Source organism: Bradyrhizobium sp. (assembly GCF_004799445.1).
Lineage (GTDB): Bacteria > Pseudomonadota > Alphaproteobacteria > Rhizobiales > Xanthobacteraceae > Bradyrhizobium.
In genome coordinates this window covers 1-23487 of record NZ_SSNA01000038.1, presented here as the reverse complement: position 1 = coordinate 23487, position 23487 = coordinate 1, and the positions used below count along the sequence as shown (strand labels likewise).

Genomic DNA, 23487 nt, shown 5'->3' with positions numbered 1-23487 from the left:
TTTTTGGGCGTTATCGGCCGATTTGTTAGCGAGGAAAGGCTCGATTGGACTGAAGATATCGCCGATTTTGTCCATTGCACGGCGCAGGTTTTCTTGAAGACGGCGCGCCCCGGCGAGGACCTTCGGTTCATTCCGCGCTTTCCCGTCCAGCGAGAATCATTCAGAGTGTCGCGCAAGCGAATCCTGGAATGCCCGGATGAATCTCCGTCAGCGTCGTGCTGCCTCCAGCAAGAGCGGAGCTGTCCCAAACGGCACGGATGCCAGATCGCCTGCGGTGCTGTGCGACCTGGCGCGCCGTCTCTTGTTCGCAGGCCAGCCGACAGAAGCGGTCAACCGCTGCCAGCATGCTTTGACCATCGATCCAGATCACGCGGCTTCGCTGTGTCTGATGGGGGAGATTTGCCTTCATTCGGGACAACTGGATCAGGCCGTCGAATGGGTTACCCGCGCGATCAGCATCGATCCCAAAGTCGACTACGTTGCAACCCTCGGCACGGTGCTTCAGCGTTCGGGGAGGCTGACGGAGGCTCTGAAGGCCTTCGAAAAAGCGATATCCATTGAGCCCGAGAACGCCGAGCTTTGGAAGAATTTCGGCGCTATCCTGATCGATCTAAACCATCCGGACCACGCTCTTTTGGGCCTGCAACAGGCGCTGAAATTGCGCCCGCGCTATGTCGAAGCCGCAAACCTCAGCGGATTGATCCTCTACCGCCAAGAACGGCATGCCGAGGCGCTCGAGTTCTTCAATCTCTCGCTTGAAGTCGAGCCGGCCCAGGCGGACGCGCTCCAGGTGCGGGCTCTGGTGTTTCTGAATTTAAAGCGGTTCGAAGAAGCGCTGGCGGACAACCATCAATCCCAGCTATTCAATCCAGGGGACGCCGATACGCACAACAATTTGGCAACCACCCTTCAGAAGCTTGGTCGATACGCGGACTCGGTGGAGTGGTACGACCGGGCGATAGCGCTTCGCCCCAATTTCGTGCTGGCCCTGAACGGCAGGGCACATTCGCTAATCGAGCTTCGACGGACAGACGAAGCTTTAACGTGCTACGCGCGGTCCATAGCACTTGATCCGGAAAATCCGGAGGCCCGCTGGGATATGGCACTGCTCCAGATGCTGGTCGGCAATTTTGAGGCGGGTTGGGTCGGCCGTGAAGGCCGCTGGAAGCTCGGAATAATGCGTGATCCGAGATTCTCTCAGCCGCTCTGGCTGGGGAACGGATCGATCGAAGGCAAGACAATTCTTCTGTACGCGGATGAGGGACTTGGAGATATGTTCCAGTTCGCGCGCTACATTCCCATGGTGGCAAGTCTTGGAGCCCGGGTTATCGCCGCCGTCGCTGATCCGGCATGTTCCCTGATGTCCCGTCTGGACGGTGTGGCTGAATGCATACCCAAGTCGATGGGTGCGTTACCCGCATTCGATATCCACTGCCCCATTTCAAGTTTGCCATTGGCGTTCAAAACCGCGGTGGAAACGATCCCCTCCGCTGTCCCCTATCTGCCGACGCCGGCAGTCGAGCGCATCAGGGAATGGGAGGGACGGCTTGGCGCCCACGATAAATTCCGCGTCGGATTGGTCTGGTCCGGGAATGCCGGCCATATCAATGATCACAACCGCTCGATGCCGTTGCGAGAGCTCACGGGAATCCTGGACCTGGACGCAACGTTCGTCAGTCTGCAGAAGGATTTGCGGGATCGGGACAGGGAAGTCCTTGCCAGCACGGCCATCGTTGATCTGACGCAAGGCCTGTCAGACTTTGATGAGACGTCGGCGCTGGTATCCTGCCTCGATCTTGCGATCACCGTCGATACCAGCGTTGCGCATCTTGCCGGCGGGCTTGGTTGTCCGGTTTGGATATTATTGCCCTATACCCCGGACTATCGCTGGATGCTCGATCGCGAGGACAGCCCCTGGTATCCGACGGCGCGTCTGTTTCGACAGGCGGAAAGCCGCGAATGGTCTGGTGTTCTCGAGCGGATGCGCGTTGAGCTTGGCGCTCTGATCGAGGATTGGAGGCATCGCTCAGCGCAGATGTGACGCCGGAACGTCGGCGATCCCGGTGCTTTCAAAACGGCCAAATCAGGTCGAAAGCGCGCCACGCACAGCCTTGATGACCCGCTCCTGCGTCGGCTCGTCGAGATAGGCATGCATCGGCAGGCTGATGACATCGGATGACAGCCGTTCGCTGGCCGGCAGGCCGCCATCGGCAACCGGAAAATCCCGATACGCGGTCTGCTGGTGCATCGATTTCGGGTAGTAGATCGCGGTCGGAATGCCCTGGGCTTTCAGCGCCAAAGCGAATTCTTGGCGGTCGATGCCATCAGGCAGCCGGATGGTGTATTGCGCCCAGACCGAACTGGCGCCGCCGGCGAGACGCGGAACGGTCACGACATTGCCGAGACCCCGGGCGTAACGTTCCGCGACGACGTTTCGCGCCGCGATTTCATCCTCGAAGATCTTCAGTTTTTCGAGCAGCACCGCCGCCTGAATGGTATCGAGCCGCCCGGTCAGCCCGAGACGGACATTGTCGTATTTGTCCGAGCCCTGACCATGAACACGGACGCTGCGCAGCGTTTCGGCGAATGCGGCGTCATCGGTGAAAATAGCGCCGCCGTCGCCAAAGCAGCCGAGCGGTTTTGCCGGGAAAAAGCTGGTCGTGGTGATGAGGCCGAGACCGCCGAGACGGCGGCCGTTGTAGCTTGCACCAAACGCCTGCGCCGCGTCGTCCAGCACGAACAGGCCTTCGGCCTGCGCGACCGCCGCGATGGCGTCATGGTCGGCGCTTTGCCCGAACAGGTCGACCGGGATCACCCCTTTCGGCTTGAGGCCGAGCCTTTTGGCGGTCGCGACGCCGCGCGTGAGCGAAGCCACGTCCATGTTGAAGGTCGATTCATCGACATCGACGAACACCGGTGTCGCGCCGGTCAACGCCACGGCCTCGCCGGTCGCACAGAATGTAAACGACGGACACATCACCGCATCGCCACGGCCGACACCCTTCGCCATCAGCACCATCAGCAGCGCATCCGTGCCGCTGGCGCAGCTCACCACATGCTTGGCGCCGCTGAAGGCGGCGAGCGCGGCCTCGAGTTCCGTCACTTCCGGACCGTTGATGAACTGGCAATGCGCGAGCACGCGGGAAACCGCCTCATCGATCGAACGGCCGAGCCGGCGACGCTGCGCGGCGATGTCGATGAAGGCAACGGGATCTGGACGCAGGTGCTGGTTCATGGAGCCTTGCGATGAGTGGGAGCGGGACATCGGCGCGGGATGCGGCCTAGCCGACCACGCGCCGCGGTCCCTTGCGGGCGGAAGAGGCCGCGGCGGGCCTGGCGGGAGTTTCGAGGCAACGGATCGCGATTTCGAGGCTGGCGACGCCTTCGTCACCGGTCACCGCGGGCACGCCGCCGGAGCGCACGGCCTCGGCGAACGCGATCAATTCGGCGCGCAACGGCTCGTCATGGCCGACCGGCAGATGGCGCATCGAATAGCTGCCATCCGGCTTGAAGCCGAAGCACTCGGTCACCTGACGGGTCAGAAGGTCGCCCATCACATATTTGCCGCGGGTCGCAACCGTGACGTTGCGCGCCTTGAAGGGTGTCAGCCAGTTGGTGTTGATGTGGGCAAGCACGCCGGAGGCGGTGCGGAACTGCAGCAGCGCGATATCCTCGCGCTCGGCCACCGCGCTGGAGAGCTGCGGCTGCACTTCCACGATGTCCGATTCGGTGAACCAGCGGATCAGGTCGATGTCGTGCACGGCGAGATCAATGACCACGCCGACGTTCGACATTCGCGGCGGAAACGGTCCGACCCGCGTGATCGCGATCGACAGAATGTCTTCGCTCGAGATCGCCTGCTTGATGGCGGCGACCGCCGGATTGAACCGTTCGACATGACCCACCATCAACGTCACGCCGGCATGGCGGGCGGCGGCGACGATGTCCCGCCCCTCCTCCACCGTTGACGCGATCGGCTTTTCGACCAGGATGTGAACGTTGCGCGCGATGCAGGCCAGCGCGATCTCGTGGTGCAGATGCGTTGGCGCCGCAATGGTCACGGCATCGACACCTTCCGCGAGCAGTTCGTCCAGACTTGCAAAGGCGCGGCAGCCCGCAAGCGCGGTGGCGCGCGAGCGATGCTCCGGCAGGGGATCGACGATTCCGACCAGCGTGACATCGGGCAGGCCGGCCAGCACGCGGGCATGGTTGCTGCCCATGATTCCGGCGCCGATCACGCCGATCCGGAGCGCACGCTTTGCCTCTATCTTCTGACCAGACACCGATCCTTTGGAAACCATTTAGTTCAACCCCAATACCTTAAGGAGGCGCCCCAACCGCATCCCTGCGCCGTGGGTTCTCTAGCACGTCGCCACAGGTGTGGCGAATGATTGGCGTACTTGCCCAAACACGTTTTGATTCAAAGAATTACACGCTGGATCAGGGGCGGGAAATATCGATTCCCGTTATTTTTTCGCCCCTCGATTCGACTCGCTGGCCGCGAGCCGGACCCCTCAGGAGCGCTGGTAGTCATCCTCGATGCGGATGATGTCGTCCTCACCGAGATAGCTCCCGGTCTGAACCTCGATCAGTTCCAGCAGGATCTTGCCCGGATTCTCCAGCCGGTGAACGGCGCCGATCGGGATATAGATCGATTCGTTCTCGTGCACGATCTTGACGGCTTCGTTGACCGTCACGCGCGCGGTGCCGCGCACCACGATCCAGTGCTCGGAGCGATGGTGATGCTTCTGCAGCGAGAGCCGGCCGCCGGGCTTCACCACGATGCGCTTGACCTGGTGCCGCTCGCCCATGTCAACCGATTGATACGAACCCCAGGGGCGATGCACCCTGAGGTGATCCTCCGTCACCTGCGGTGCGACCGTCTTCAGCTTCGCCACCAGCCGCTTCAGTCCGTTGGCATCCTTTTGACGCGACACCAGCACCGCGTCCTGCGTCGCCACCACGACCAGATCGTCGACGCCTTCCAGCGCCACCAGCGCCCTGTCGGTCGAGACGTTGCAGTTGCGGGAATCCTCGAACACCGCCGCGCCCTGCGCCGCGTTGCCCTGGGCGTCCTTGTCCGACAGCTCCCACACCGCGTGCCAGGAGCCGACATCGGACCATCCGCACGCCACCGGCACGACCGCGGCGCGCGAGGTCTTTTCCATGACGGCATAGTCGATCGAGATCGCCTTCGCCGATCCGAATGAACCGGCGTCGAGCGTCACGAATCCGAGATCGCGCCCTGCTTTGGTGACGGCATCGCAAACGGCTTGCACGCTTTCGGCATCGAAGTTGCGGTATTCATCGAGCAGAACGGCGGCACGAAACATGAAGTTGCCGCTGTTCCAGAGGTAACCGGCCTTGATGTATTCGGCAGCCGTCGCCGGATCCGGCTTTTCGACGAATTTCGTGACCGCACGAACTTTGCCGGACACCACTTCGCCCGGGCTGATATAGCCATATTCGGTGGCGGCGCGTTCCGGCTGAACGCCGAACGTCACGATGCGCCCCGCATCCGCCGCCACAAGTCCCTCCCGGCAGGCCGCGACAAAGGCCGCGGTATCGCCGACGACGTGATCGGCGGCGAGCGCCAGAACCACCGCATCGTTGCCGCGCATTTGTGCAAACGCCGCGCCGGCGGCGATCGCAGGTCCGGAATCCCGCCGCATCGGCTCCAGCAGAACATCGGCCTCAAGCCCGATCTCGGCCAGTTGCTCCAGCACCATGAAGCGATACGCGGCGTTGGTAATGACGATGGGACGCTCGAACAGCGTCGGGTCCGACACCCGCAGCATCGTATCCTGAAATGTCGAGCGGGTGCCGAACAGGGACAGGAACTGTTTCGGACGAACCTCGCGCGAGGCCGGCCATAACCGCGTCCCGGCGCCGCCGCACATGATCAGTGGAACAATTTTTCTGTCCATCAGCGCCTCACACATTCCAGTGGCCACGATGCTACGCGAAAATCGGGCATATTGTCCTTCATCGAGATCCCGGACCAAATACCGAGATCATGCGTCAAATCTCCGACATTGACGGCAGCCTGATGACGTCGCCGGGCTATCGGCAACATATCCTTTACCATCGCCCGACCCAACTCCCGCTGCGGGGAGTTTACTTTTGGGTTAACTCCGGTTGGTGATTACCAATGCCCCGGAACCGCGCCAGATGGCCTGTTTAGCTGCCCCGTTGCGGGGCCCGCAACACCCAGTTAAGCGGCTATTGCCAGATTGGCTTTAAAACCATACCAAGACGCCGAAGTTCGGCGCGCGGCGTCGAGTTGCGCAGTCTTTTGACGTCCTCCAGACCTGGTGAGCGCGGGCGAAATGCGCCGGATCCTGCTTTCAACGATAAAAATACTGGTCTCCGCAGCGCTGCTTTATCTCGCGCTCCGCAAGGCGAATTTTTCCGACCTCGCCTCGCGTATCGATGTTGCGAGCCTGGGCTGGCTCGGCCTTGCGATCGCCGTGACCTTCCTTCAGATCTTCGTCGGCGTCCTGCGATGGCGCGTGGTCAGCGCCGAATGCGGCGCGCCGCTCGCCACCCGGCAGGCGATGCGCTTCAATCTGATCGGGACGTTCTTCAACCAGACACTGCCATCCTCGATCGGCGGCGACGCGGTGCGGCTGTGGCTGGTGGCGCGCGGCGGCGCCGGATGGCGCGCGGCGACCTATTCGATCTTCGTCGACCGCGCCATCGGCCTGATCGCGCTTGCGATCATCATCGTCGCGAGCCTGCCGTGGAGCTATAACCTGATCGGCGATCGCTACGGCCGATCGGCGTTGCTGGTGGTCGATTTCGCCGCGCTTGCCGGCGGGGCGGGATTTCTCCTGCTCGGCGTGCTGCCCTGGCCCTGGCTGAGGCGCTGGTGGGGAACGCATCATCTGCACGCCTGCGCGGTGATCGCGAACCGGGTCATCTTCAGCCGCCAGCATGGACCCATCATCGCGGTGCTGTCGCTGCTGGTTCACGTTTTGGCCGTCGTCATCGCCTGGTGCGTGGTTCAATCGATCGCCGCACCGGTGGGGTTCGGCCAGACTTTCCAGCTGATTCCGCCGGTGATGCTGATCACGATGCTACCGATCTCGATCGCAGGCTGGGGCGTCCGCGAGGCCACGATGGGGCTGGCCTTCGGATATGCCGGACTGATGACGAATGAAGGCATCAACATTTCGCTGCTGCTTGGCGCGGTATCGTTTATTGTCGGTGGCTTCGGCGGGCTGGTATGGATTTTCTCCGCCGAAAAAGCCGCGCGGGGCGCCGCGCCGATCGAGGTGCCGGAATAACGAGCGCTGCCAGCGCCGCCGTTGCGGCGTTCTGTTAACTTGACGAACCGAAGGCTCCACTATGTGATGAGCCGGAACAAACGCGTCGCCTGTTCGACCTTCGCAACCAGAATGCCGTCTTGAAATCCCGATGAAGATCAGTGTCGTCACAGCCAGCTACAATTCAGAGGCGACCATTGCGTTTACGCTTGAATCTTTTCTCGCGCAGAAACATTCAGAAAAGGAAATGCTGGTGGTCGACGGCGGATCAACCGACGCGACATTGAAAATCATCGAGTCATTCGGTTCTGACGCGATACGGGTTGTCTCGGAGAACGATGAGGGCGTCTACGACGCCATGAACAAGGGCTTTCGCCTGTTTCAGGGCGATGCCCTCGGGTTCCTCAATTCAGACGATACATTCCACGATCCGGACGCGCTCGGCGACATCGCCGCGGCGATGCAGGACGCCGACATCGTGTATGGCGACCTCAATATGGTGACCGACCACCAAACCAAGCGCATGGTCCGTTCATGGCGGGGCGGCACGTTCCACCGCTATTCATTTCAGCTGGGCTGGGTACCTCCCCATCCGACCTTCTACATGCGCAGGGAAGTCGCCCAGCGGGTCGGCGAATACGATCTGAGCTACATCACCACCGCGGACTATGACTACATGCTGCGAGCCCTCGCGCTGAATGACTTTCGCGTGCGCTACATTCCCCGCGTCGTCGCGGACTTTCAGATGGGCGGTATCAGCACGCGAGGCTGGCGCGTGACGCTGCGGGGAAATCTCGAATGCCTGCGATCACGCCGCGTGCATTTGAACGCCCCCATCATCGACGCCGCGTTTTTCCTGCGTTTTCTCAGGCGGATCCTTCAAATCCGCAAATCAGGATTGTCCTGAGGATAAAGCCTGTTCGGCCGGCGCTGGCGAGCCGAATTCCGGGACCGCATCCTTCAACACGGCCTTGATGGTGGCCCGGTCATCCCGGGCAATCGCCTGCTCAAGCGTTGCGATCCACTTGCGCAGCGACTGCATCGGCGGTTCGTTGGGCTTGGCCGCCATGACGCCGGCGACGCCGATCTCGATCGCCGGCTCCTCGTTCGCGAACAGGATTTCGTTCAACCGTTCTCCCGGCCGCATTCCCGTGAAAACGATATCGATATCGTGGCCCGGCTGCAGGCCGGAAAGCCGGATCATGCGCTCGGCGAGATCGACGATTTTGACCGGCTGCCCCATGTTGAGCACATAGACCGAAACGTCCGGACGCACCGGCGCCATTGCGTGGGCGGCAGCCGTAATCACCAGGTCGCAGGCTTCGCGGATCGTCATGAAATACCTGACCATGTCGGGATGGGTGACCGTCACCGGGCCGCCCGCCTCGATCTGGGCCTTGAACTTCGGCACCACCGATCCGTTGGACGCCAGCACATTGCCGAACCTCACGGAAATAAGCCGCATCCGCGACTTGCCATCGGGCTCGGCGGCCAGGTCATGATCGAGCGCCTGGCAATACATCTCGGCGAACCGCTTGGTCAGACCCAGCATCGACACCGGCTCGATCGCCTTGTCGGTGGAGATCATCACCATCGCACCGGCGCCCGCCGCCAATGCCGCATCGGCGACATTCACCGATCCGAAAATATTGGTCTTGACGCCTTCGCTCCAGTCGCGCTCGAGAATCGGCACATGCTTGAGGGCCGCGGCGTGAAACACGATATCCGGCTTGAATTCATTCATCAGCCGCTGGATGCGCTCGCGATCACGGATATCCGCCACCCGCCCCTCGATCACCGCGGTGGTGTCGTGCGCCGCGAGCGCCTCGGTGATCGCATAGAGCGCCGGTTCCGAATTCTCGATCACCAGCAGTCGCGCGGCACCGAATGTCACGACGCGGTCGCAAATCTCCGAACCGATCGAACCGCCGCCGCCGGTGACGATGATCGCCTTGCCTTTCACCAGGGCTTCGAGACGCGCATAATCGATTTTTTCGCTAGGGCGCAGCAACAGGTCCTCGACCACGACGGTCGTCAATCGTGGCGCATCCCCGCTCTCCAGCGACGGCAGGCGGCTGACAATCAGCCCGAGCCGGCGCGCCCGCATCAGCACGGATTCGGGCCGCGCCTCGGGGTCGAATGCCGAAGGCGTCATCACAACCCGCGCGATTGGCTTGTTGCGCCTTGCGAAATCGGCGATCACGTCCTCGATATCGTCGATGCCGCCGAGCACCGGGATGTTCCGGATCAGCTGGCCGCGGTCGGCGGCAGACGGCGACAACAGGCCGACCGGCCAGATCCGCTTGACGGCGCCGCTTTCGATTCCGCGCAGCAGGATTTCAGCGTCTGCGGCGCGGCCGACCAGCAGCGTCGCCGCCGCGTCCTCCGCCATCGCGTGGTGCCGCACCCGCGTATAGCGGAAATAGCGGTAGGCGAAGCGCAAGGCGCTGAGGCCGGACACCTCCAGAAACCAGAACAGAATGATGGTCACCTTGCCGAAAAAGAACGCGCCCTGAAGATTCGGCGCCACCGGCATCCCGTGAACGTTGGGGGCGACAAAAATATAGTCCAGCACCAGCAGCGCGACCGCCAGCACGGTGGAGGCACGCAATATGTTCAGCGCATCGGGAAGCGAGATGAATCGCCATTTCGCGGTGGTCAGGTGGAAGGCGTAGCAAACCACCACGCTGAACACGATGAAAAAGGGAAGGATCCGGAACAGCAGCGGCAGACGATCGGTCAGAAGATCGCCTTCGAAACGCAGATAGAAACTCGCCAGCAGCGCAAACGCGCTCGCCAGCGCGTCGTGCGTTGCAATCAGTGCGTTGCGCAGGGTCAGATTTGGCTGGCGGATCATGTCGCTGACTGTTGAAGGGGAATGCTCGAATTATGCCGTTGCGAGGCTGCTGATAGCCTATCTCGCGCGCGCAGGCCAGTTGTCATGATCTGACGAAGGCCCCGGATTCCGGCCTCGATTCGCGCGAACCTGCCTTCAGCACCATCCCGCCGGCGACACCGACGCCCAACACGTACATCCAGCCTTCGTGGAAATCGAACAAATGCGAATTGAACAGCGAGGTAAAGATATTCTGTACGACGACCAGCAAACCGATCCACGCCACCAGACCCTCGCCGCGGAACAGCAGCAGATGCGAGAGCCACATCGCATATAGCACGACGATTCCAACCACGCCCCACTGCACCGCGATGTTCAGGGTCTGGTTATGCGGATTGCCGACAACATCGGCGGCGGCGCCGACCTGGCCGACCGCGGCCTGCTCGAACAGTCCGCGCGTCGACCCGGTACCGTGCCCGATGATCGGAGCTTCGGCAAACAGCCGCATCGACTTCTGCCAGTATTCCAGCCGCAGGCCGATCGACGTCGGGATGTTTTTCTCCTTGTACAATTGATAATCCCGCAAAAAAGTCCCGGTGGTCTTGCGCAACTGCGGCGACGCTACCCAGGCCAGCGCCGCCAGCGCCATCACGGCGCATGCGATGATGACGTTGGTTCGCCATTTCAGGTGCAAGAGCGCGAACACCGCCAGCATGATCGGCATGGTGACCATCGCCGTCCGCGAAACGATCACGAACGCCATGTTGACGACCAGGCTCAACGCGATGGCGCCAAGCAGCAACGCCGGCCGAATTCGTCGGGCGCGCAGCAGCGAGATGACCGGATAGGCGAGCGCTACCGCGCACAGCGCAAACTCCTGGCTCTGGTCGATATAGTTCTTGACGAAGATGCCGCGCTGCGGGTCGAAGGTCTTGAGCGTGAGGTCCGGGTGGAACGCCACGATCCACGACATCGCCATCAGCAGGGTGCAGGAAACCAGAAACGCGACAAATACCCAGAGACCGCGCGCCGAGCGTTCGAAATGATAGAACAGCACAGGCAGCACGAGCAGCTTTACCGCCGGGTTGACCGCATAGAAGCGCGCCGGCCATGGCGCGTCCGACCACAATGTTCCGACCAGCGCGAGGGCAAACAGCGCGACCGGCATGATGGAAATCGGACGCTTCAGCGATTGCAGGAAAGCTTTCGCATCGAAGGCAGGCGCCATAGTCACCAGTGCTGCGACCGCAAAGATCGCGACCAGCGACGTCGACCACGGCAGCGAAACCGCGATCAGGACGACGAAAATATCCGTGGTCGTGATCCAAGCGGCCGGGTCGCGCCACAGCCTCCACAACAGCGCGCCCAGCGATTCCTGCGCCACGACGCTCACGCCTTGCTTGCCCGCGCGCGATCGACCAGCGAGGTCGTGCTGAAGCCGGGCAGAACCTCGACCAGCAGCACTTCACCGCCATGGGCCTCGACGATCTCGCGGCCGACGACCTGTTCGGGGGTATAGTCGCCACCCTTCACCAGCACACTTGGCTTGATCGCGCTGATCAGCCCGATCGGCGTGTCTTCCTCGAAGATCACCACGAGATCGACCGCCTCCAGCGCCGCCAGCACTTCGGCGCGCGCGCGCTCGTCCTGGACCGGACGTCCCTCGCCCTTCAGCCGCTTCACCGATGCGTCGCTGTTCAGGCCCACGATCAGGCGGTCGCAGGCCGCGCGCGCCGCGGTCAGGACCTTGACGTGGCCGGGATGCAGGATGTCGAAACAGCCATTGGTGAACCCGACCCTCAAGCCATGCTTGCGCCAATCCTGAAGCTGCGCGTCGAGGTCGCCGCCTTCGGCGACAATCTTGTCTTCCGCGGCGAGAAAGGCATGCGGCAGGATTCTTCGCCGCAACTCCGCCGCTGTCACGCTGGCCGTGCCCTTCTTGCTGACCGCGACGGCCGCCGCCGCGTTCGCCATCCGCAGCGCGGTTTCCCAGCCGGCTCCCGCCGCAATCACCACCGCGAGCGTCGCGGCGACGGTGTCGCCGGCGCCCGAGACGTCGCGCACCTTGACCGGATGGGCGGGCACATGGATCGGCTCGCCCTTGCGCGGCACCAGCGTCATGCCGTGCTCGCTCTGCGTCACCAGCATGGCCTCGCAGTCCGCCAGCTGCATCGCGTCCCTGGCCGCATCGGCGATGCTGTCTTGCGAATCCGCGCGGCTTCGGGTCGCTTCCGCGAACTCCTTGCGGTTGGGCGTGAGCAGCGTCGCGCCGCGATAGATCGCGAAATTGGCGCTCTTGGGATCGACGATCACCGGCTTGGCGAGCTTGCGCGCGGCATCGATGACGTTGCGGATCACCCGCGCCGTCAGCACGCCCTTGGCATAGTCGGACAACAGCACGATGTCGGCGCGGGCGAGCTGCGGCAAAATGGCGTCGATCAGTTTCTGCTCGATGTCGGCGCTGGCCGGCTGCGCCAGTTCCCAGTCGGCGCGCAGCATGTGGGTGGAGAAATGCTCGGAGACGAAACGCACCTTTCGCGTCGTCGGCCGCGCGGCATCGCACACCAGCACGCTTTCGATCCCGCTTTGCCTTGCCAGCGCGGCTTTCAGCTGCCTTCCCGCGTCGTCCTCGCCGATCAGCCCGACGAAGATGCAGCGCGCGCCGAGCGAGGCGACATTGCGCGCGACGTTGCCGGCGCCGCCGATATTGGTCTCGCTCCGCTGCACGGCGATCACCGGCGCCGGCGCTTCCGGCGAAATCCGCGACACCTCGCCATAGACGAATTCATCGAGCATGAGATCGCCGACGCAGAGCACGGTCTGGCGGGCGATCGCATCGGTCAGGGCTTCAAAATCGAACATCTTTTGCGTTATCCCACGATCATGACCCGATTGGATCGGATCATGATCTCATCTTTTGTTTGAGCATGATCTTTTCGAAAAACCGGTTCCCACTTTTTTCGGATCATGCTCCGGCCGTCAGCGAAAGCGATCGGCGCGATCGAGGAAGCCCTTGATGTAGAGGTCGACCGCCTCTTCCAGCGTCGTGAAGCCGCCATTATAGCCGGCGCGCGTGAGCCGATCGACATTGCTTTCAGTAAAGTACTGGTAGCTGTCGCGGATCGAGAGCGGCATGTCGACGTAGCGGAGATTCGGAACCGTGCCGAGCGCGGCATAGGCCGAAAGCATCAGGTCCCTGAAGCTGCGGGCCTTGCCGGTGCCGACGTTGAAGAGGCCCGAGACCGACGGCGTCGAGAGCAGCCACATCATCACCCGCACCACATCGTCGACATAGATAAAATCGCGCCGCTGATCGCCGTCGGCGATACCGTCGCGATGCGACTTGAACAGCTCCACGACGCGGCCGGCCCGGATGTCATCGAAGCGCCGCGCCAGCACGCTCATCATCGTGCCCTTGTGGTATTCGTTGGGGCCGAACACGTTGAAGAATTTCAGGCCGGCCCATTGCGGCGGCAGCTTGTCGGACCGGGCCGCGCGCTCCGCCACCGCCATGTCGAACAGATGCTTGCTCCAGCCGTACAGATTCATCGGCCGTAACGCCTTCAGGGCCTCCACGGAGGAATCGTCACGAAAGCCCTGCGCGCCGTCGCCATAGGTCGAGGCCGAGGACGCGTAGATGAACGGCGTCGCGTTCGCGGTGCACCAGTCCAAAAGCCGCATCGAGAGACGAAAATTGGTCTCGATTACCAGATCGCCATCGGTTGCCGTGGTTTCCGAAATGGCGCCGAGATGGATGACGGCGTCGAGCCGGCGGCCCTTCAGCCAGGCGAGCAACTCCGCCGGCGGCACGATGTCGGCCAACTGGCGCTTGGCGAGATTGCGCCATTTGCCGTCATGCCCGAGCACGTCGCACACGGCGACGTCGGCGCGGCCCGCCTGATTGAGCGCGGCCACCAGATTCGATCCGATAAAACCGGCGCCCCCGGTCACCAGCAGCATGACGTACCCTGTCCAGATTGTGCGGCGTCAACTTTGCCCCACTCCTGCCCGGCAGGCAACTTCGGTCGCCGGTAGTGTCTCAGTTTGAATTTCCGCCCACGACCCCATCCCCGCCGTTCCGCTCACGAAGCTGATCGGCCAAAAGCGGACGGACCGGCGAACGGGAAGTTGAAGCCGCTCCCGCCGACCGACGAACATCAAACGTCAGGCTGTCGCCTGTCTCAGTTTGTCGCTGAAAGTTGAGTAGGAGGAAGTCGCCGCATCTCCCGCTATCATTGTCTATGCCAAGACGGGGCTTGCGGCAACCCGGGGTCCTTATGCCATGGAGATGGCCCTCGATTCACGTCAAAGGAGCCGCGAGCCTATGTCAGCTTCTGCAAGCATGTTTTCACTATCGTTCTTCCACGGAACGCGGGCCGATCTGAAACCCGGAGACCTGATTGTCGTCGGCTACCAGTCCAACTTTACCGAAGCGAAGCCGCTATCCTGGGTATATTTCGCGGGTACGCTGGATGCTGCGATCTGGGGCGCTGAGCTGGCCGCCGGCAGTGGGCAAGAACGGATTTATGTCGTGGAGCCAACTGGGCCGATCGTGGACGATCCCAACCTGACGGATAAGAAGTTTCCTGGCAATCCGACGCTGTCCTATCGCTCCCGCGATCCGCTACGCGTCATTGCCGAAGTTACGAAGTGGCAGGGGCACCCGCCTGAACGGCTACAGCAGATGAAGGATGGTCTCGCCCGCTTGAAGCCGGACGGTTCCGATATCATCGACTAACATGATTGGGGAACGACAGCTTCCGCCCTCCGATGCATGAAACCTGTCGTTCCCCCTTTCCAACACAAATCCTGAAATTCAAATTGAGACACTACCCGGTCGGCTCTCTTGGTGAAGGCGGCCGCACAATGTATTGCCGACTTTACCCCGCCGTGAGGAGCAGTTACCGACAGGCTCCGGATCGAGCGCAGGCCAGCCGTTAAGATATGAACTCAGATTCAGAACATACTGTGACGACCGAGGACGCGACGGACACCCGCCCGATCCTGATCGTCCCCTATATGTGGATCGGCGACTTCGTCCGCGGCCATAGCGTGGTGCGGGTGCTGAACCAGCGCTGGCCCAACCGGCCGGTCGATCTGCTCGCCACCACCCTGTGCGCGCCGCTGGTGGATTATATGCCCGGGGTGCGCTCCGGCATCGTCTGGGACCTGCCGCGCAGCCGACTGGCGGTCGCCAGGCAACGGGGGCTGGCGTCCCAGCTCCGCGCCAGGAACTATGGCACGGCCATCGTCCTGCCCCGCACCTGGAAGTCGGCGATCGCGCCGGCGCTCGCCGGTATTCCGGAGCGGGTCGGCTTCGTCGGCGAGGCCAGATTTGGCCTGATCAACCAATGGCGCTGGGGCGAAAAGGCCCTGCCCCGCTTCATCGACAAGAATGCCGCGCTGGCGCTGCCCGATGGCGCCCCGTTGCCGCCGGAATGGCCGGTGCCGCAGCTTAGGGTGCCGGCCGACGAGGTAAGCCGCTTTCGGCAAGCCTGGGGGCTCGGCCACGGCACTGCCGTGGCGCTGGCGCCGGGCTCGGTCGGGGCGTCCAAGCGCTGGACTTACTATCCGCAAGCCGCCCGCCTTCTGGCCGAACGCGGGCTGGATGTCTGGGTGGTCGGGGGGCCCGGCGAAAAGGCCTTGGCCTCGGAAATCGTGGCCGCCGGCGGACCGCGGGTGCGAGACCTCACCGGAGGTGACCTGCGCAACGGGATTCTGGCTATGGCGGCGGCCAAAGTGGCGATTTCAAACGATTCGGGGCTGATGCATATCGCTGCCGCGCTGGGGACGCCGACCATGGGCATTTTCGGCCCCACCAGCCCCTATCACTGGGCGCCGCTCAACGGCCTGGCGGCGACGGTCCAGACCAAAACCGTCGTCCCCTGCCAGCCCTGCCACCGTCCGGTCTGCACCATGAACGAGCATCGCTGCATGCGGGACATTCCCGCATCCGATGTGGTGGATATCGCCCAGCGGGTGCTGGCCGAGGCCGGGGCCCATCCTCGCAATTCGTCATTCCGGGATGGTGCGTAAGCACCAGACCCGGAATCTCGAGATTCCGGGCTCGCTGCTTCGCATCGCCCCGGAATGACAGTTGGCTTGCGCAGCCTCAAGGCGGTCATTACCAAAGATCGAACCTACAACCTCTCACGGTGTCGCTTGAGCCAGAATTCCAAAGACCCGATCGCAGCCCATCTGGGGCTTTCGCGCGCGGCGCTTGAGCGCGCGACGCAGGACGCGGGCCTGCTCGCCGCCGCGCGGAAAATCGCTGACGTCGTCATCCTGGCGCTGCGCGCGGGCAACAAGCTCCTGATCATCGGCAATGGCGGCAGCGCCGCCGACGCCCAGCATATCGCCGCCGAAATCATCGGCCGCTACAAGCAGGATCGGCCGGCTTACGCGGCGATCGCGTTGACCACCGACACCTCGGCGCTGACGGCGATCGCCAACGACTATGGCTTCGAACAGGTGTTCGCCCGACAGGTCGCAGGTCTCGGCCGGCGCGGCGACGTATTGCTGGCGCTGTCCACCTCCGGTCGCTCGCCGAACGTTCTGGCGGCGCTGCGCACGGCGCGGGAGCGCGGGCTTGCCACCGTCGGCTTCACCGGCAGCCAGGGCGAAACGCTCGGCGCGCTCTGCGATCATCTGCTGGTCGCGCCCAGTGATGACACGCCGGTGATCCAGCAGATTCACCTCGCGGTGGCGCACGGCATCTGCGAGGCGATCGAGCAGGCGCTGATGCGCGAGGCACGCGGGAAATGAGCGGGACTGGTTCCGCCCGCCCGGTGGCCCGGCCCGCCGCTTTCCTCGACCGCGACGGCGTCATCAATCACGACGACGGCTACATGGGTACGAGCGATCGGATCCGCTGGATGCCGAACGCGGCGAAGGCCATCAGGAGGCTTAACGAGGCCGGATATTTGGTGTTTTTCTTCACCAATCAATCCGGCGTGGCGCGCGGCTTCTTTACCGAGGACGATCTCACCAGCTTGCACGGCTGGATGCGTACCGAGCTCGCCGCGCAAGGTGCCGTGATCGACGATATCCGCTATTGCCCGCATCATCCCGACGGATCGGTCGAGGGCTATCTCGAGGACCATCACTGGCGAAAGCCGAGCCCGGGCATGATCCATGACCTGATGGAGCATTGGCCGGTGCGGCGCGCGGGCAGTTTTGTCATCGGCGACCGCGCGAGCGATATCGAGGCGGCCGAGGCCGCAGGCCTGCCGGGATTTCTGTTTGCGGGCGGCGACCTCGACGCGTTTGTCGCTGATATCATGGCTCAGGTCAGCGAGCGATAAACCGCGGCGATCTGGTTGGCTTCCGCATCCAGGCTGAATTTCTCAAGCACCCGCGCCCGCGCCCGCGCGCCCATCGCCGCAGCGGAAGCCGGCTCGCGCATCAACGGCTCCAGTGCGGCCACCAGCGCTTCGACATCGCCAGGCGGCGTCAATACCCCGGTGACGCCGTCCTCGACCACGACCTCCGCGGCACCGGCGCGCGACGCCACCAGCGCGGCTCCTGCCGACATGGCCTCGATCAGCGTCAGCCCAAATCCTTCGTTGCGCGAGGTGAAGGCGTAGATCGTCAGCCGCTGATACCAGCGCGGCACCTGTTCGATCGGCAATTCGCCGGTCATGACAACGCGTGACGCGAGGCCGGCGGCCTCGATCCGCTGTTTCAGATCGTTGGCGAAGCCCTGTTGTTCCGGCGTGATGGCCCCGACCACGACGGCGGTGAAATCGGGATAGCGCGGCAATAGCCTGCACATCGCGTCCACGAACACATCGGTGCCTTTTTGCGCCCGCACCCGGCCGAAGCAGCCGATGGCATAGCGGCCGGGCAATCCGGTTTCCGCGAACGCGGATACGCGGTTCTCCGGCGGCGCGTAGCTGCTGGTGTCGACGCCGTGCAGGATCACCGTCGCCTCGCGCTTGAGAAACGAGGCCGAGATGTCGCTGGTGGCGATGATCGCGTCCATCCTTCTGATCAGCCAGCGCGTGATCCAGCTGTGATGCCGTTGCGCCGCCGAGGTGAACACCAGTTTCAACGGCCAGCCGAGCGACTTCAGGAGCACGCCGACGATCATCTCGTTGTTGCGCCGCGCGTGCCAGATCAGCGGCGCGTGCCTTCGCCACAATTTCAGCAGATCGGCAAATCCGATACGCGCGATGCCATCGGGCGCATTGGGCCCCAGCCACGCCGCACGGAACATGCCGGCGAGTTTCGGGGCCACCATGCGATTGGTCGCGGTGACGCCGGAATAGCGCCTGTGCAGATTTGGCACGATCAGCTGCAGATTGTCGGCGGAAATGTTCTCAGGCAGCACGTCAGGCTCCGGTTCGCACATTTCCTATACGCAACATTAAGCATAGTGGCCAGTTCGCGCGCGCCGAAACCCACACTTCACCGCGATCCCGATAGCATCGCCCCTCAAATTGGAGACGGGTGAGTTCATGACCGTGCTTGTCACCGGCGGCGCCGGCTATATCGGAAGTCACATGGTTCACGCTCTGGTCGAAGCCGGCGAAAGCGTCGTCGTCATCGACAACCTGTCCACCGGCTTTTCCGCGTTCCTGCCCGAAGGCGTGCCGCTGTTCATCGGCGATGCCGCCGACGAGAACCTGGTCGAGGGCGTGATCGCCGCGCATAAGGTGGAAAGCATCATTCATTTCGCGGGCTCCGTGGTGGTGCCGGAATCGATGCGCGATCCGCTGCTCTATTACCGCAACAACACCATGACCACGCGCAGCCTGTTGAACGCGGCGGTCAAGTCCGGCGTCAACCGCTTCATCTTTTCATCGACCGCGGCGGTCTACGGCACTCCGGATCAGGTGCCGGTTGCCGAAGACGCGCCGACCCGGCCATTGTCGCCCTATGGCTCCTCGAAGCTGATGGCGGAAATCATGTTGCATGATGTCGCCGCCGCGCACGGCATGAACCATGTCGTGCTGCGCTACTTCAACGTCGCGGGCGCCGACCCGCAGGCGCGGATCGGGCTGGCGACACTGGGCGCGACGCATCTGTTGAAAATCGCGGTGGAGGCGGCCACTGGGCAGCGCGCCAAGGTCGACGTGTTCGGAACCGATTATCCGACACCGGACGGAAGCTGCATCCGCGACTTCATTCACGTCAGTGATCTTGCGCAGGCGCATCGCGCGGCGTTGGCTTACCTGCGCGGCGGCGGGGCCCCCGCGACGTTCAATTGCGGCTACGGCCGCGGCTATTCCGTGCTGGAGACCATCGAGGCGGTGCGGCGTGTCTCCGGGCGCAATTTCGTGGTTCAATATGCCCCGCGCCGGCCGGGCGACATCATGACCATGGTCGCCGATACCAGCCGGATCCGCAGCGCTCTCGACTGGACGCCGCAATATGATGATCTCGATACCATTGCCGCGCATGCGCTAGCTTGGGAAGAAAAATTGTTCCGCGAGCGCCACGGCGAGCCTGAACACGCGGTCTCGGCCTGAAATCTCATTCGCCGCGCACCCCGATTTGGCTTGAAAAACCCCGATATAGCGGGCAAGGAGACGGACGTTTCGGAGCAACCCTGACGCGCGGGTGAGAGCCGCCCAACGCTGTCAATGGAACGCGGATGACCGAACTTCCGAAGAAAATAACCGATGATCCCTACGGCGCCGCGATCCTGATTCGCCGCCTGATCACCGAACAGGGCGCCGCCTATTGGCGCCGCTACCTGCAGGCGTTCGCGCTGATGGCGGTCTCGGCCGCGACCACCGCCGGCTCGGCCTACCTGCTCGGCCAGGTGATCAACCAGGCCTATGTCGAAAAGAACGTCCGCGGCATCGCGATCCTGTCGGGCGTCACCGTCCTGATCTTCATTCTCAAGGGGGCGGCGACCTACGGTCATCAGGTGATTCTGTCGAAAATCTCCAACGCCATCCTCGCCAACAACCAGCGCCGGCTGTTCGCCAAACTGATGAGCGAAAACGTCGCCTTCTTCTCCGAGCGGCACTCCTCCGAATTTCTGGCGCGGCTGACCGCGGGGGCGAATTCCGTCACGCAGGTCCTCAGCCTGCTGATCAACGCCGTCGGACGCGATGTGTTGTCGCTGATCGGGCTGGTCATCGTGATGCTGATGCAGGATCCCGTTATGGCGCTGCTCGGGTTCGCGGTGGCACCGCCCGCCATGCTGGTGCTGCGCAAGCTGGTGAAGCGGATCAAGGGCCTCGCCCACACCCAGTTCACCGGCACCGCAGACATCATGGAAACCATGCAGGAATCGCTGCAGGGCATCCGCACCGTCAAGGCCTTCACGCTGGAGCAGACGATGCGGATGCGCATCGACGCCAGCATCACCGCGGTCGAACTCAACGCCAACAAGATGGCGCGGGTCTCCAACCGCTCGAGCCCGCTGATGGAAACCCTCGGCGGCCTGGCGGTCGCGGGCGGGCTGATGTATGGCGGCTACAGCGTGGTCGCGCTGGGCGCGACCCCCGGCCAGTTCTTCTCGTTCCTGACCGCGTTCCTGTTGGCCTACGAGCCGGCCAAGCGTCTGGCGCGGCTGAATATCGAATTGAACTCCAGCCTGATCGGCGCCCGCAAATTGCTGGAGATCGTCGACAGTCCGGCCAGCGAGCCGGACGACGACGACAAGCTGGCGCTGCAACTGACCGACGCGCGGGTCGAATTGCGCGACGTGAGCTTCGCCTACCGTCCGAACGAGCCGGTGCTCAGCCGCATGAGCTTTGTCGCCGAGCCCGGCAAGGTCACCGCTCTGGTCGGCCCCTCCGGCGGCGGCAAATCGACGGTGCTGGCGCTGCTGCTGCGGTTCTATGAAGCCGACAGCGGCGACATCCTGATCGACGGGCAGTCGATCGCCACGGTGTCGCGGCAATCGCTGCGCCGGCAGACCGCCTATGTCGGACAGGACGTCTATCTGTTCCGCGATACCATCGGGGCCAACATCGCGTTCGGCAAGCAGGGCGCCACTGAGGCCGAGATCGTGGCCGCGGCGAAGGCGGCCTGCGCGCACGAATTCATCATGGGCTTTCCGCTCGGCTACGACACGCCGGTCGGCGAACACGGCACGCAATTGTCCGGCGGCCAGCGTCAACGCGTCGCGGTGGCCCGCGCGCTGCTCAAGAATGCGCCGATCATCCTGCTCGATGAGGCGACCGCGGCGCTGGATTCGGAATCCGAGAAGCAGGTGCAGGAGGCGATCGAGCACCTCTGCCGGAACCGCACCACCATCGTCATCGCCCACCGCCTCCACACCATCATGCACGCCGACGCCATTCTGGTGGTCGAGGGCGGCGAGATCGTCGAGCGCGGGCGGCACGATGACCTGCTGCGCCGCGGCGGGCGCTATGCCTCGTTCTTCCGCCTGCAACACCGCGATGCCGGACCGCTGACGCTGGCGCCGATCAGCGCAAGCGCGTAAGGCTAGATCGAATTTCCAACCCAAACCCTGCCGAGACCCTTTCATGAACGCGACCTCCTACGTCATTCCCGCCCCGCCCCAGCCCTCGCTTCCCGTCGTCGGCGAGACCAAATCCTATCCGGTGCGCCGCATCTGGTGCGTCGGGCGGAATTATCTGGAGCACATCCGCGAGATGGGCAATGACGAGCGGGCGCCGCCGTTCTTCTTCGCCAAGCATGCCGACATGCTGGTGCCCGACGGCGCCACGATCCCCTACCCGCCGCTGACCAAGGACCTGCACCATGAGGTCGAGTTGGTCGTCGCCATGAAGAGCGGCGGCCTCAACATCCCCGCCGACAAGGCGCTCGACCACGTCTACGGCTATGCGGTCGGCATCGACCTCACCCGCCGCGACCTGCAGCTCGCCTCGCGCAAGAAGGAGCGCCCCTGGGAAGTCGGCAAGTCCTTTGACTATTCCGCGCCCTGCTCGGCGCTGCAGCCGGCCTCCAGGATCGGTCATCCCACCAAGGGCAGGATCTGGCTCACGGTCAACGGCACCGAGACCCAGAAGGGCGACCTCACCGAGCTGATCTGGAACGTGCCGGAAATCATCTGGCAGTTGTCGCAGCAGGTCGCGCTGGCCGCCGGCGACATCATCATGACCGGCACGCCGGCCGGCGTCTCCCAGCTTCACCCCGGCGACAAGATCGAATGCGGGGTCGACGGCGTCGGCACCCTGAAGGTCGCGATCGGCAAGCCGGAATAGCCGCGTCATCCAGAGGTGCGAGCGAAGCGAGCCTCGAAGGATGGCAACACGCACGGACTCGCGACCATCCTTCGAGGCCCGCGCAAGAGCGCGGGCACCTCAGGATGACGGTCATTATCTGGTGCCGTTAGTATAACAGGTCGGGAGTTTTGGGCCTCAGGCCCGCGCCATCGCCTGCAGGCCCTTGAAAGTTAGGCGCTTGGGGTCCTTCACGCCGGCCAGATAAAGCCGGCGGATAAAGGCCGCGACCATATCGCGGTCGCAGTCGGTCAGCGCGACCACGGCATCGACGGCAATTCTCTGGGCGTCCATGGGCTTCCTCATGCTGTCGCAGGTCCCAGCCCCGATAGCGTAGGATTCGCCGATTAATACGGCGTTAACCTCCCAGCACGATGGCCGATTCACCGCAGCGCGCGAATACGTGAAACAACGCATGGCGGCGCTGGGGCGCAAGCACCGGCGCTGCCGGCGGGCGCTACGAATACTGCATCACCCCGTCATCGACCTTGCCGAAGCGCAAGGTGACGATGTCGAGCGCGTAATTCTGGTAGAGCCGCCACGGCCGCTTCGAGCCCTGCTTGGGCATCTTCGCGATCGCGCGCTGCACATAGCCGGACGAGAAATCCAGCGACGGCAATTCGGTGATGCTGGGATCGACGTTGTGCGGCATGGCCTGCTTGTAGCCGTGCCGGTCCATGTAGTTGATCAGGCGGCAGACATATTCGCAGGTCAGGTCGCATTTCAGCGTCCAGGACGCATTGGTGTAGCCGAACGCGGACGCCAGATTGGGCACGTCGGAATACATCATGCCCTTGTAGTTCAGCGTTTTGGAAAAATCGACCGCGCGGCCGTCAACGACAACTTCCATGCCGCCGAGCACCTGCAACACCAGCCCGGTCGCGGTGACGATGATGTCGGCCGGAAGCTCGCTGCCATCCCTCAGCCGGATGCCGCGCGGGGTGAAGCTGTCGATCTCGCTGGTGACGACGGAGGCGCGGTTTTGCCTGATCGCCTTGAACAGATCGCCATCGGGCACCAGACAGAGCCGCTGATCCCAGGGATTGTAGCGTGGCGTGAAATGGGTGGCGATGTCATAGTCGGGCCCGAGCGCCATCCGCACCCCGCCGAGGATCAGCTGCTTGACCCGCGCCGGCTTGCGCCTTGCGAGCTGGAAGAAATACATGCCGAGCAGCACGTTGCGCCAGCGGATCAGACGATAGGCGAGTTTCGC

At 63.3% G+C, this 23487-nt stretch carries 20 protein-coding genes; 10 read left to right on the top strand and 10 right to left on the bottom strand.

The genetic code is table 11. From position 1 onward, the window contains the following. Window positions 1–196 precede the first annotated feature (196 nt). Window positions 197–2041 carry a tetratricopeptide repeat protein gene (locus tag E8A46_RS04095; RefSeq protein WP_291557812.1) on the top strand — a complete coding sequence of 615 codons (1845 nt, stop codon included), beginning with the start codon at window positions 197–199 and terminating at the stop codon, window positions 2039–2041. Window positions 2042–2083: 42 nt separating this feature from the next. Here the strand turns inward: E8A46_RS04095 and E8A46_RS04090 are convergent, their stop codons facing one another. The 3 genes from E8A46_RS04090 to E8A46_RS04080 all read right to left on the bottom strand — a co-directional run bounded on the left by E8A46_RS04090 (window position 2084) and on the right by E8A46_RS04080 (window position 5927). Next, on the bottom strand, window positions 2084–3235 hold the full coding sequence (locus E8A46_RS04090) for a DegT/DnrJ/EryC1/StrS family aminotransferase (RefSeq protein WP_291557809.1): 1152 nt from the start codon (window positions 3233–3235) through the stop codon (window positions 2084–2086). Between the two features lie 46 nt (window positions 3236–3281). Continuing rightward, window positions 3282–4301 carry a Gfo/Idh/MocA family oxidoreductase gene (locus tag E8A46_RS04085; RefSeq protein ID WP_291557807.1) on the bottom strand — a complete coding sequence of 340 codons (1020 nt, stop codon included), beginning with the start codon at window positions 4299–4301 and terminating at the stop codon, window positions 3282–3284. A gap of 213 nt (window positions 4302–4514) precedes the next feature. After that, window positions 4515–5927, bottom strand: coding sequence for a mannose-1-phosphate guanylyltransferase/mannose-6-phosphate isomerase (locus E8A46_RS04080; RefSeq protein ID WP_291557805.1), 1413 nt, complete (start codon window positions 5925–5927; stop codon window positions 4515–4517). A gap of 402 nt (window positions 5928–6329) precedes the next feature. On the opposite strand from E8A46_RS04080, the gene E8A46_RS04075 reads away from it, so the two are divergent. Together E8A46_RS04075 and E8A46_RS04070 are read left to right on the top strand one after the other, a co-directional pair. Further along, window positions 6330–7289 carry a lysylphosphatidylglycerol synthase transmembrane domain-containing protein gene (locus E8A46_RS04075; RefSeq protein WP_291557892.1) on the top strand — a complete coding sequence of 320 codons (960 nt, stop codon included), beginning with the start codon at window positions 6330–6332 and terminating at the stop codon, window positions 7287–7289. 130 nt (window positions 7290–7419) lie between these two features. After that, window positions 7420–8175 carry a glycosyltransferase family 2 protein gene (locus E8A46_RS04070; RefSeq protein WP_291557802.1) on the top strand — a complete coding sequence of 252 codons (756 nt, stop codon included), beginning with the start codon at window positions 7420–7422 and terminating at the stop codon, window positions 8173–8175. Here E8A46_RS04070 and E8A46_RS04065 read toward each other — a convergent pair. The 4 genes from E8A46_RS04065 to rfaD all read right to left on the bottom strand — a co-directional run bounded on the left by E8A46_RS04065 (window position 8161) and on the right by rfaD (window position 14064). Further along, complete coding sequence (locus tag E8A46_RS04065; RefSeq protein ID WP_291557800.1) at window positions 8161–10125, bottom strand: SDR family NAD(P)-dependent oxidoreductase; 1965 nt, start codon at window positions 10123–10125, stop codon at window positions 8161–8163. The genes E8A46_RS04070 and E8A46_RS04065 overlap by 15 nt on opposite strands. An 82-nt stretch (window positions 10126–10207) precedes the next feature. Next, the gene (locus E8A46_RS04060; RefSeq protein ID WP_291557797.1) at window positions 10208–11497 is read right to left on the bottom strand and encodes an O-antigen ligase family protein; all 1290 of its coding nucleotides are present in this window, start codon (window positions 11495–11497) and stop codon (window positions 10208–10210) included. Next, a complete protein-coding gene (gene rfaE1, locus E8A46_RS04055; RefSeq protein ID WP_291557795.1) occupies window positions 11494–12966 on the bottom strand; it encodes a D-glycero-beta-D-manno-heptose-7-phosphate kinase in 1473 nt (490 codons plus the stop codon). Before rfaE1 ends, E8A46_RS04060 begins: the two co-directional genes overlap by 4 nt. 117 nt (window positions 12967–13083) lie before the next feature. After that, window positions 13084–14064 (bottom strand): ADP-glyceromanno-heptose 6-epimerase, encoded by a 981-nt coding sequence (gene rfaD, locus E8A46_RS04050; RefSeq protein ID WP_291557793.1) that lies wholly within the window; start codon window positions 14062–14064, stop codon window positions 13084–13086. 364 nt (window positions 14065–14428) lie between these two features. Between rfaD and arr the strand changes: the two genes are divergently transcribed. The 4 genes from arr (at window position 14429) to E8A46_RS04030 (ending at window position 17408) form a co-directional block, all read left to right on the top strand. Beyond that, complete coding sequence (gene arr / locus E8A46_RS04045) at window positions 14429–14842, top strand: NAD(+)--rifampin ADP-ribosyltransferase (protein ID WP_291557791.1); 414 nt, start codon at window positions 14429–14431, stop codon at window positions 14840–14842. Window positions 14843–15048: 206 nt separating this feature from the next. Further along, the gene (gene waaF, locus E8A46_RS04040; RefSeq protein WP_291557788.1) at window positions 15049–16140 is read left to right on the top strand and encodes a lipopolysaccharide heptosyltransferase II; all 1092 of its coding nucleotides are present in this window, start codon (window positions 15049–15051) and stop codon (window positions 16138–16140) included. Window positions 16141–16266: 126 nt separating this feature from the next. Next, window positions 16267–16869, top strand: coding sequence for a D-sedoheptulose 7-phosphate isomerase (locus E8A46_RS04035; protein WP_291557786.1), 603 nt, complete (start codon window positions 16267–16269; stop codon window positions 16867–16869). Continuing rightward, window positions 16866–17408 carry an HAD family hydrolase gene (locus tag E8A46_RS04030; RefSeq protein ID WP_291557784.1) on the top strand — a complete coding sequence of 181 codons (543 nt, stop codon included), beginning with the start codon at window positions 16866–16868 and terminating at the stop codon, window positions 17406–17408. The genes E8A46_RS04035 and E8A46_RS04030 overlap by 4 nt, the downstream gene beginning before the upstream one ends. On the opposite strand, the gene E8A46_RS04025 is transcribed toward E8A46_RS04030, so the two are convergent. Further along, window positions 17390–18436: a glycosyltransferase family 4 protein gene (locus E8A46_RS04025; protein ID WP_291557781.1), complete on the bottom strand. Its 1047-nt coding sequence runs from the start codon at window positions 18434–18436 to the stop codon at window positions 17390–17392. The genes E8A46_RS04030 and E8A46_RS04025 overlap by 19 nt on opposite strands. 127 nt (window positions 18437–18563) lie before the next feature. On the opposite strand from E8A46_RS04025, the gene galE reads away from it, so the two are divergent. From galE to E8A46_RS04010, 3 genes are all read left to right on the top strand, one after another. Continuing rightward, window positions 18564–19577, top strand: coding sequence for a UDP-glucose 4-epimerase GalE (gene galE / locus E8A46_RS04020; protein ID WP_291557779.1), 1014 nt, complete (start codon window positions 18564–18566; stop codon window positions 19575–19577). 125 nt (window positions 19578–19702) lie between these two features. Beyond that, on the top strand, window positions 19703–21511 hold the full coding sequence (locus E8A46_RS04015) for an ABC transporter ATP-binding protein (protein WP_291557777.1): 1809 nt from the start codon (window positions 19703–19705) through the stop codon (window positions 21509–21511). A 43-nt stretch (window positions 21512–21554) separates the two neighbouring features. Next, window positions 21555–22256: a fumarylacetoacetate hydrolase family protein gene (locus E8A46_RS04010; protein ID WP_291557775.1), complete on the top strand. Its 702-nt coding sequence runs from the start codon at window positions 21555–21557 to the stop codon at window positions 22254–22256. 156 nt (window positions 22257–22412) lie between these two features. On the opposite strand, the gene E8A46_RS04005 is transcribed toward E8A46_RS04010, so the two are convergent. Together E8A46_RS04005 and E8A46_RS04000 are read right to left on the bottom strand one after the other, a co-directional pair. Then, window positions 22413–22568, bottom strand: a complete 156-nt coding sequence (locus E8A46_RS04005; protein ID WP_291557772.1) for a hypothetical protein — start codon at window positions 22566–22568, stop codon at window positions 22413–22415. 163 nt (window positions 22569–22731) lie between these two features. Beyond that, window positions 22732–23487 (bottom strand): NAD(P)/FAD-dependent oxidoreductase (locus tag E8A46_RS04000; RefSeq protein WP_291557770.1); only part of this gene is annotated, 756 nt, incomplete at its 5' end.

Excerpts from the sequence above, each read along its gene's own strand:
- waaF (WP_291557788.1), top strand. The coding sequence starts at position 15,049 with ATGAACTCAGATTCAGAACATACTGTGACGACCGAGGACGCGACGGAC.
- E8A46_RS04090 (WP_291557809.1), bottom strand. The coding sequence starts at position 3,235 with ATGAACCAGCACCTGCGTCCAGATCCCGTTGCCTTCATCGACATCGCC.
- E8A46_RS04010 (WP_291557775.1), top strand. The coding sequence starts at position 21,555 with ATGAACGCGACCTCCTACGTCATTCCCGCCCCGCCCCAGCCCTCGCTT.
- E8A46_RS04095 (WP_291557812.1), top strand. The coding sequence starts at position 197 with ATGAATCTCCGTCAGCGTCGTGCTGCCTCCAGCAAGAGCGGAGCTGTC.
- E8A46_RS04070 (WP_291557802.1), top strand. The coding sequence starts at position 7,420 with ATGAAGATCAGTGTCGTCACAGCCAGCTACAATTCAGAGGCGACCATT.
- E8A46_RS04005 (WP_291557772.1), bottom strand. The coding sequence starts at position 22,568 with ATGGACGCCCAGAGAATTGCCGTCGATGCCGTGGTCGCGCTGACCGAC.
- E8A46_RS04015 (WP_291557777.1), top strand. The coding sequence starts at position 19,703 with ATGACCGAACTTCCGAAGAAAATAACCGATGATCCCTACGGCGCCGCG.
- E8A46_RS04075 (WP_291557892.1), top strand. The coding sequence starts at position 6,330 with ATGCGCCGGATCCTGCTTTCAACGATAAAAATACTGGTCTCCGCAGCG.
- arr (WP_291557791.1), top strand. The coding sequence starts at position 14,429 with ATGTCAGCTTCTGCAAGCATGTTTTCACTATCGTTCTTCCACGGAACG.
- E8A46_RS04065 (WP_291557800.1), bottom strand. The coding sequence starts at position 10,125 with ATGATCCGCCAGCCAAATCTGACCCTGCGCAACGCACTGATTGCAACG.
- rfaD (WP_291557793.1), bottom strand. The coding sequence starts at position 14,064 with ATGCTGCTGGTGACCGGGGGCGCCGGTTTTATCGGATCGAATCTGGTG.
- E8A46_RS04080 (WP_291557805.1), bottom strand. The coding sequence starts at position 5,927 with ATGGACAGAAAAATTGTTCCACTGATCATGTGCGGCGGCGCCGGGACG.
- E8A46_RS04030 (WP_291557784.1), top strand. The coding sequence starts at position 16,866 with ATGAGCGGGACTGGTTCCGCCCGCCCGGTGGCCCGGCCCGCCGCTTTC.
- E8A46_RS04085 (WP_291557807.1), bottom strand. The coding sequence starts at position 4,301 with ATGGTTTCCAAAGGATCGGTGTCTGGTCAGAAGATAGAGGCAAAGCGT.
- rfaE1 (WP_291557795.1), bottom strand. The coding sequence starts at position 12,966 with ATGTTCGATTTTGAAGCCCTGACCGATGCGATCGCCCGCCAGACCGTG.
- galE (WP_291557779.1), top strand. The coding sequence starts at position 18,564 with ATGACCGTGCTTGTCACCGGCGGCGCCGGCTATATCGGAAGTCACATG.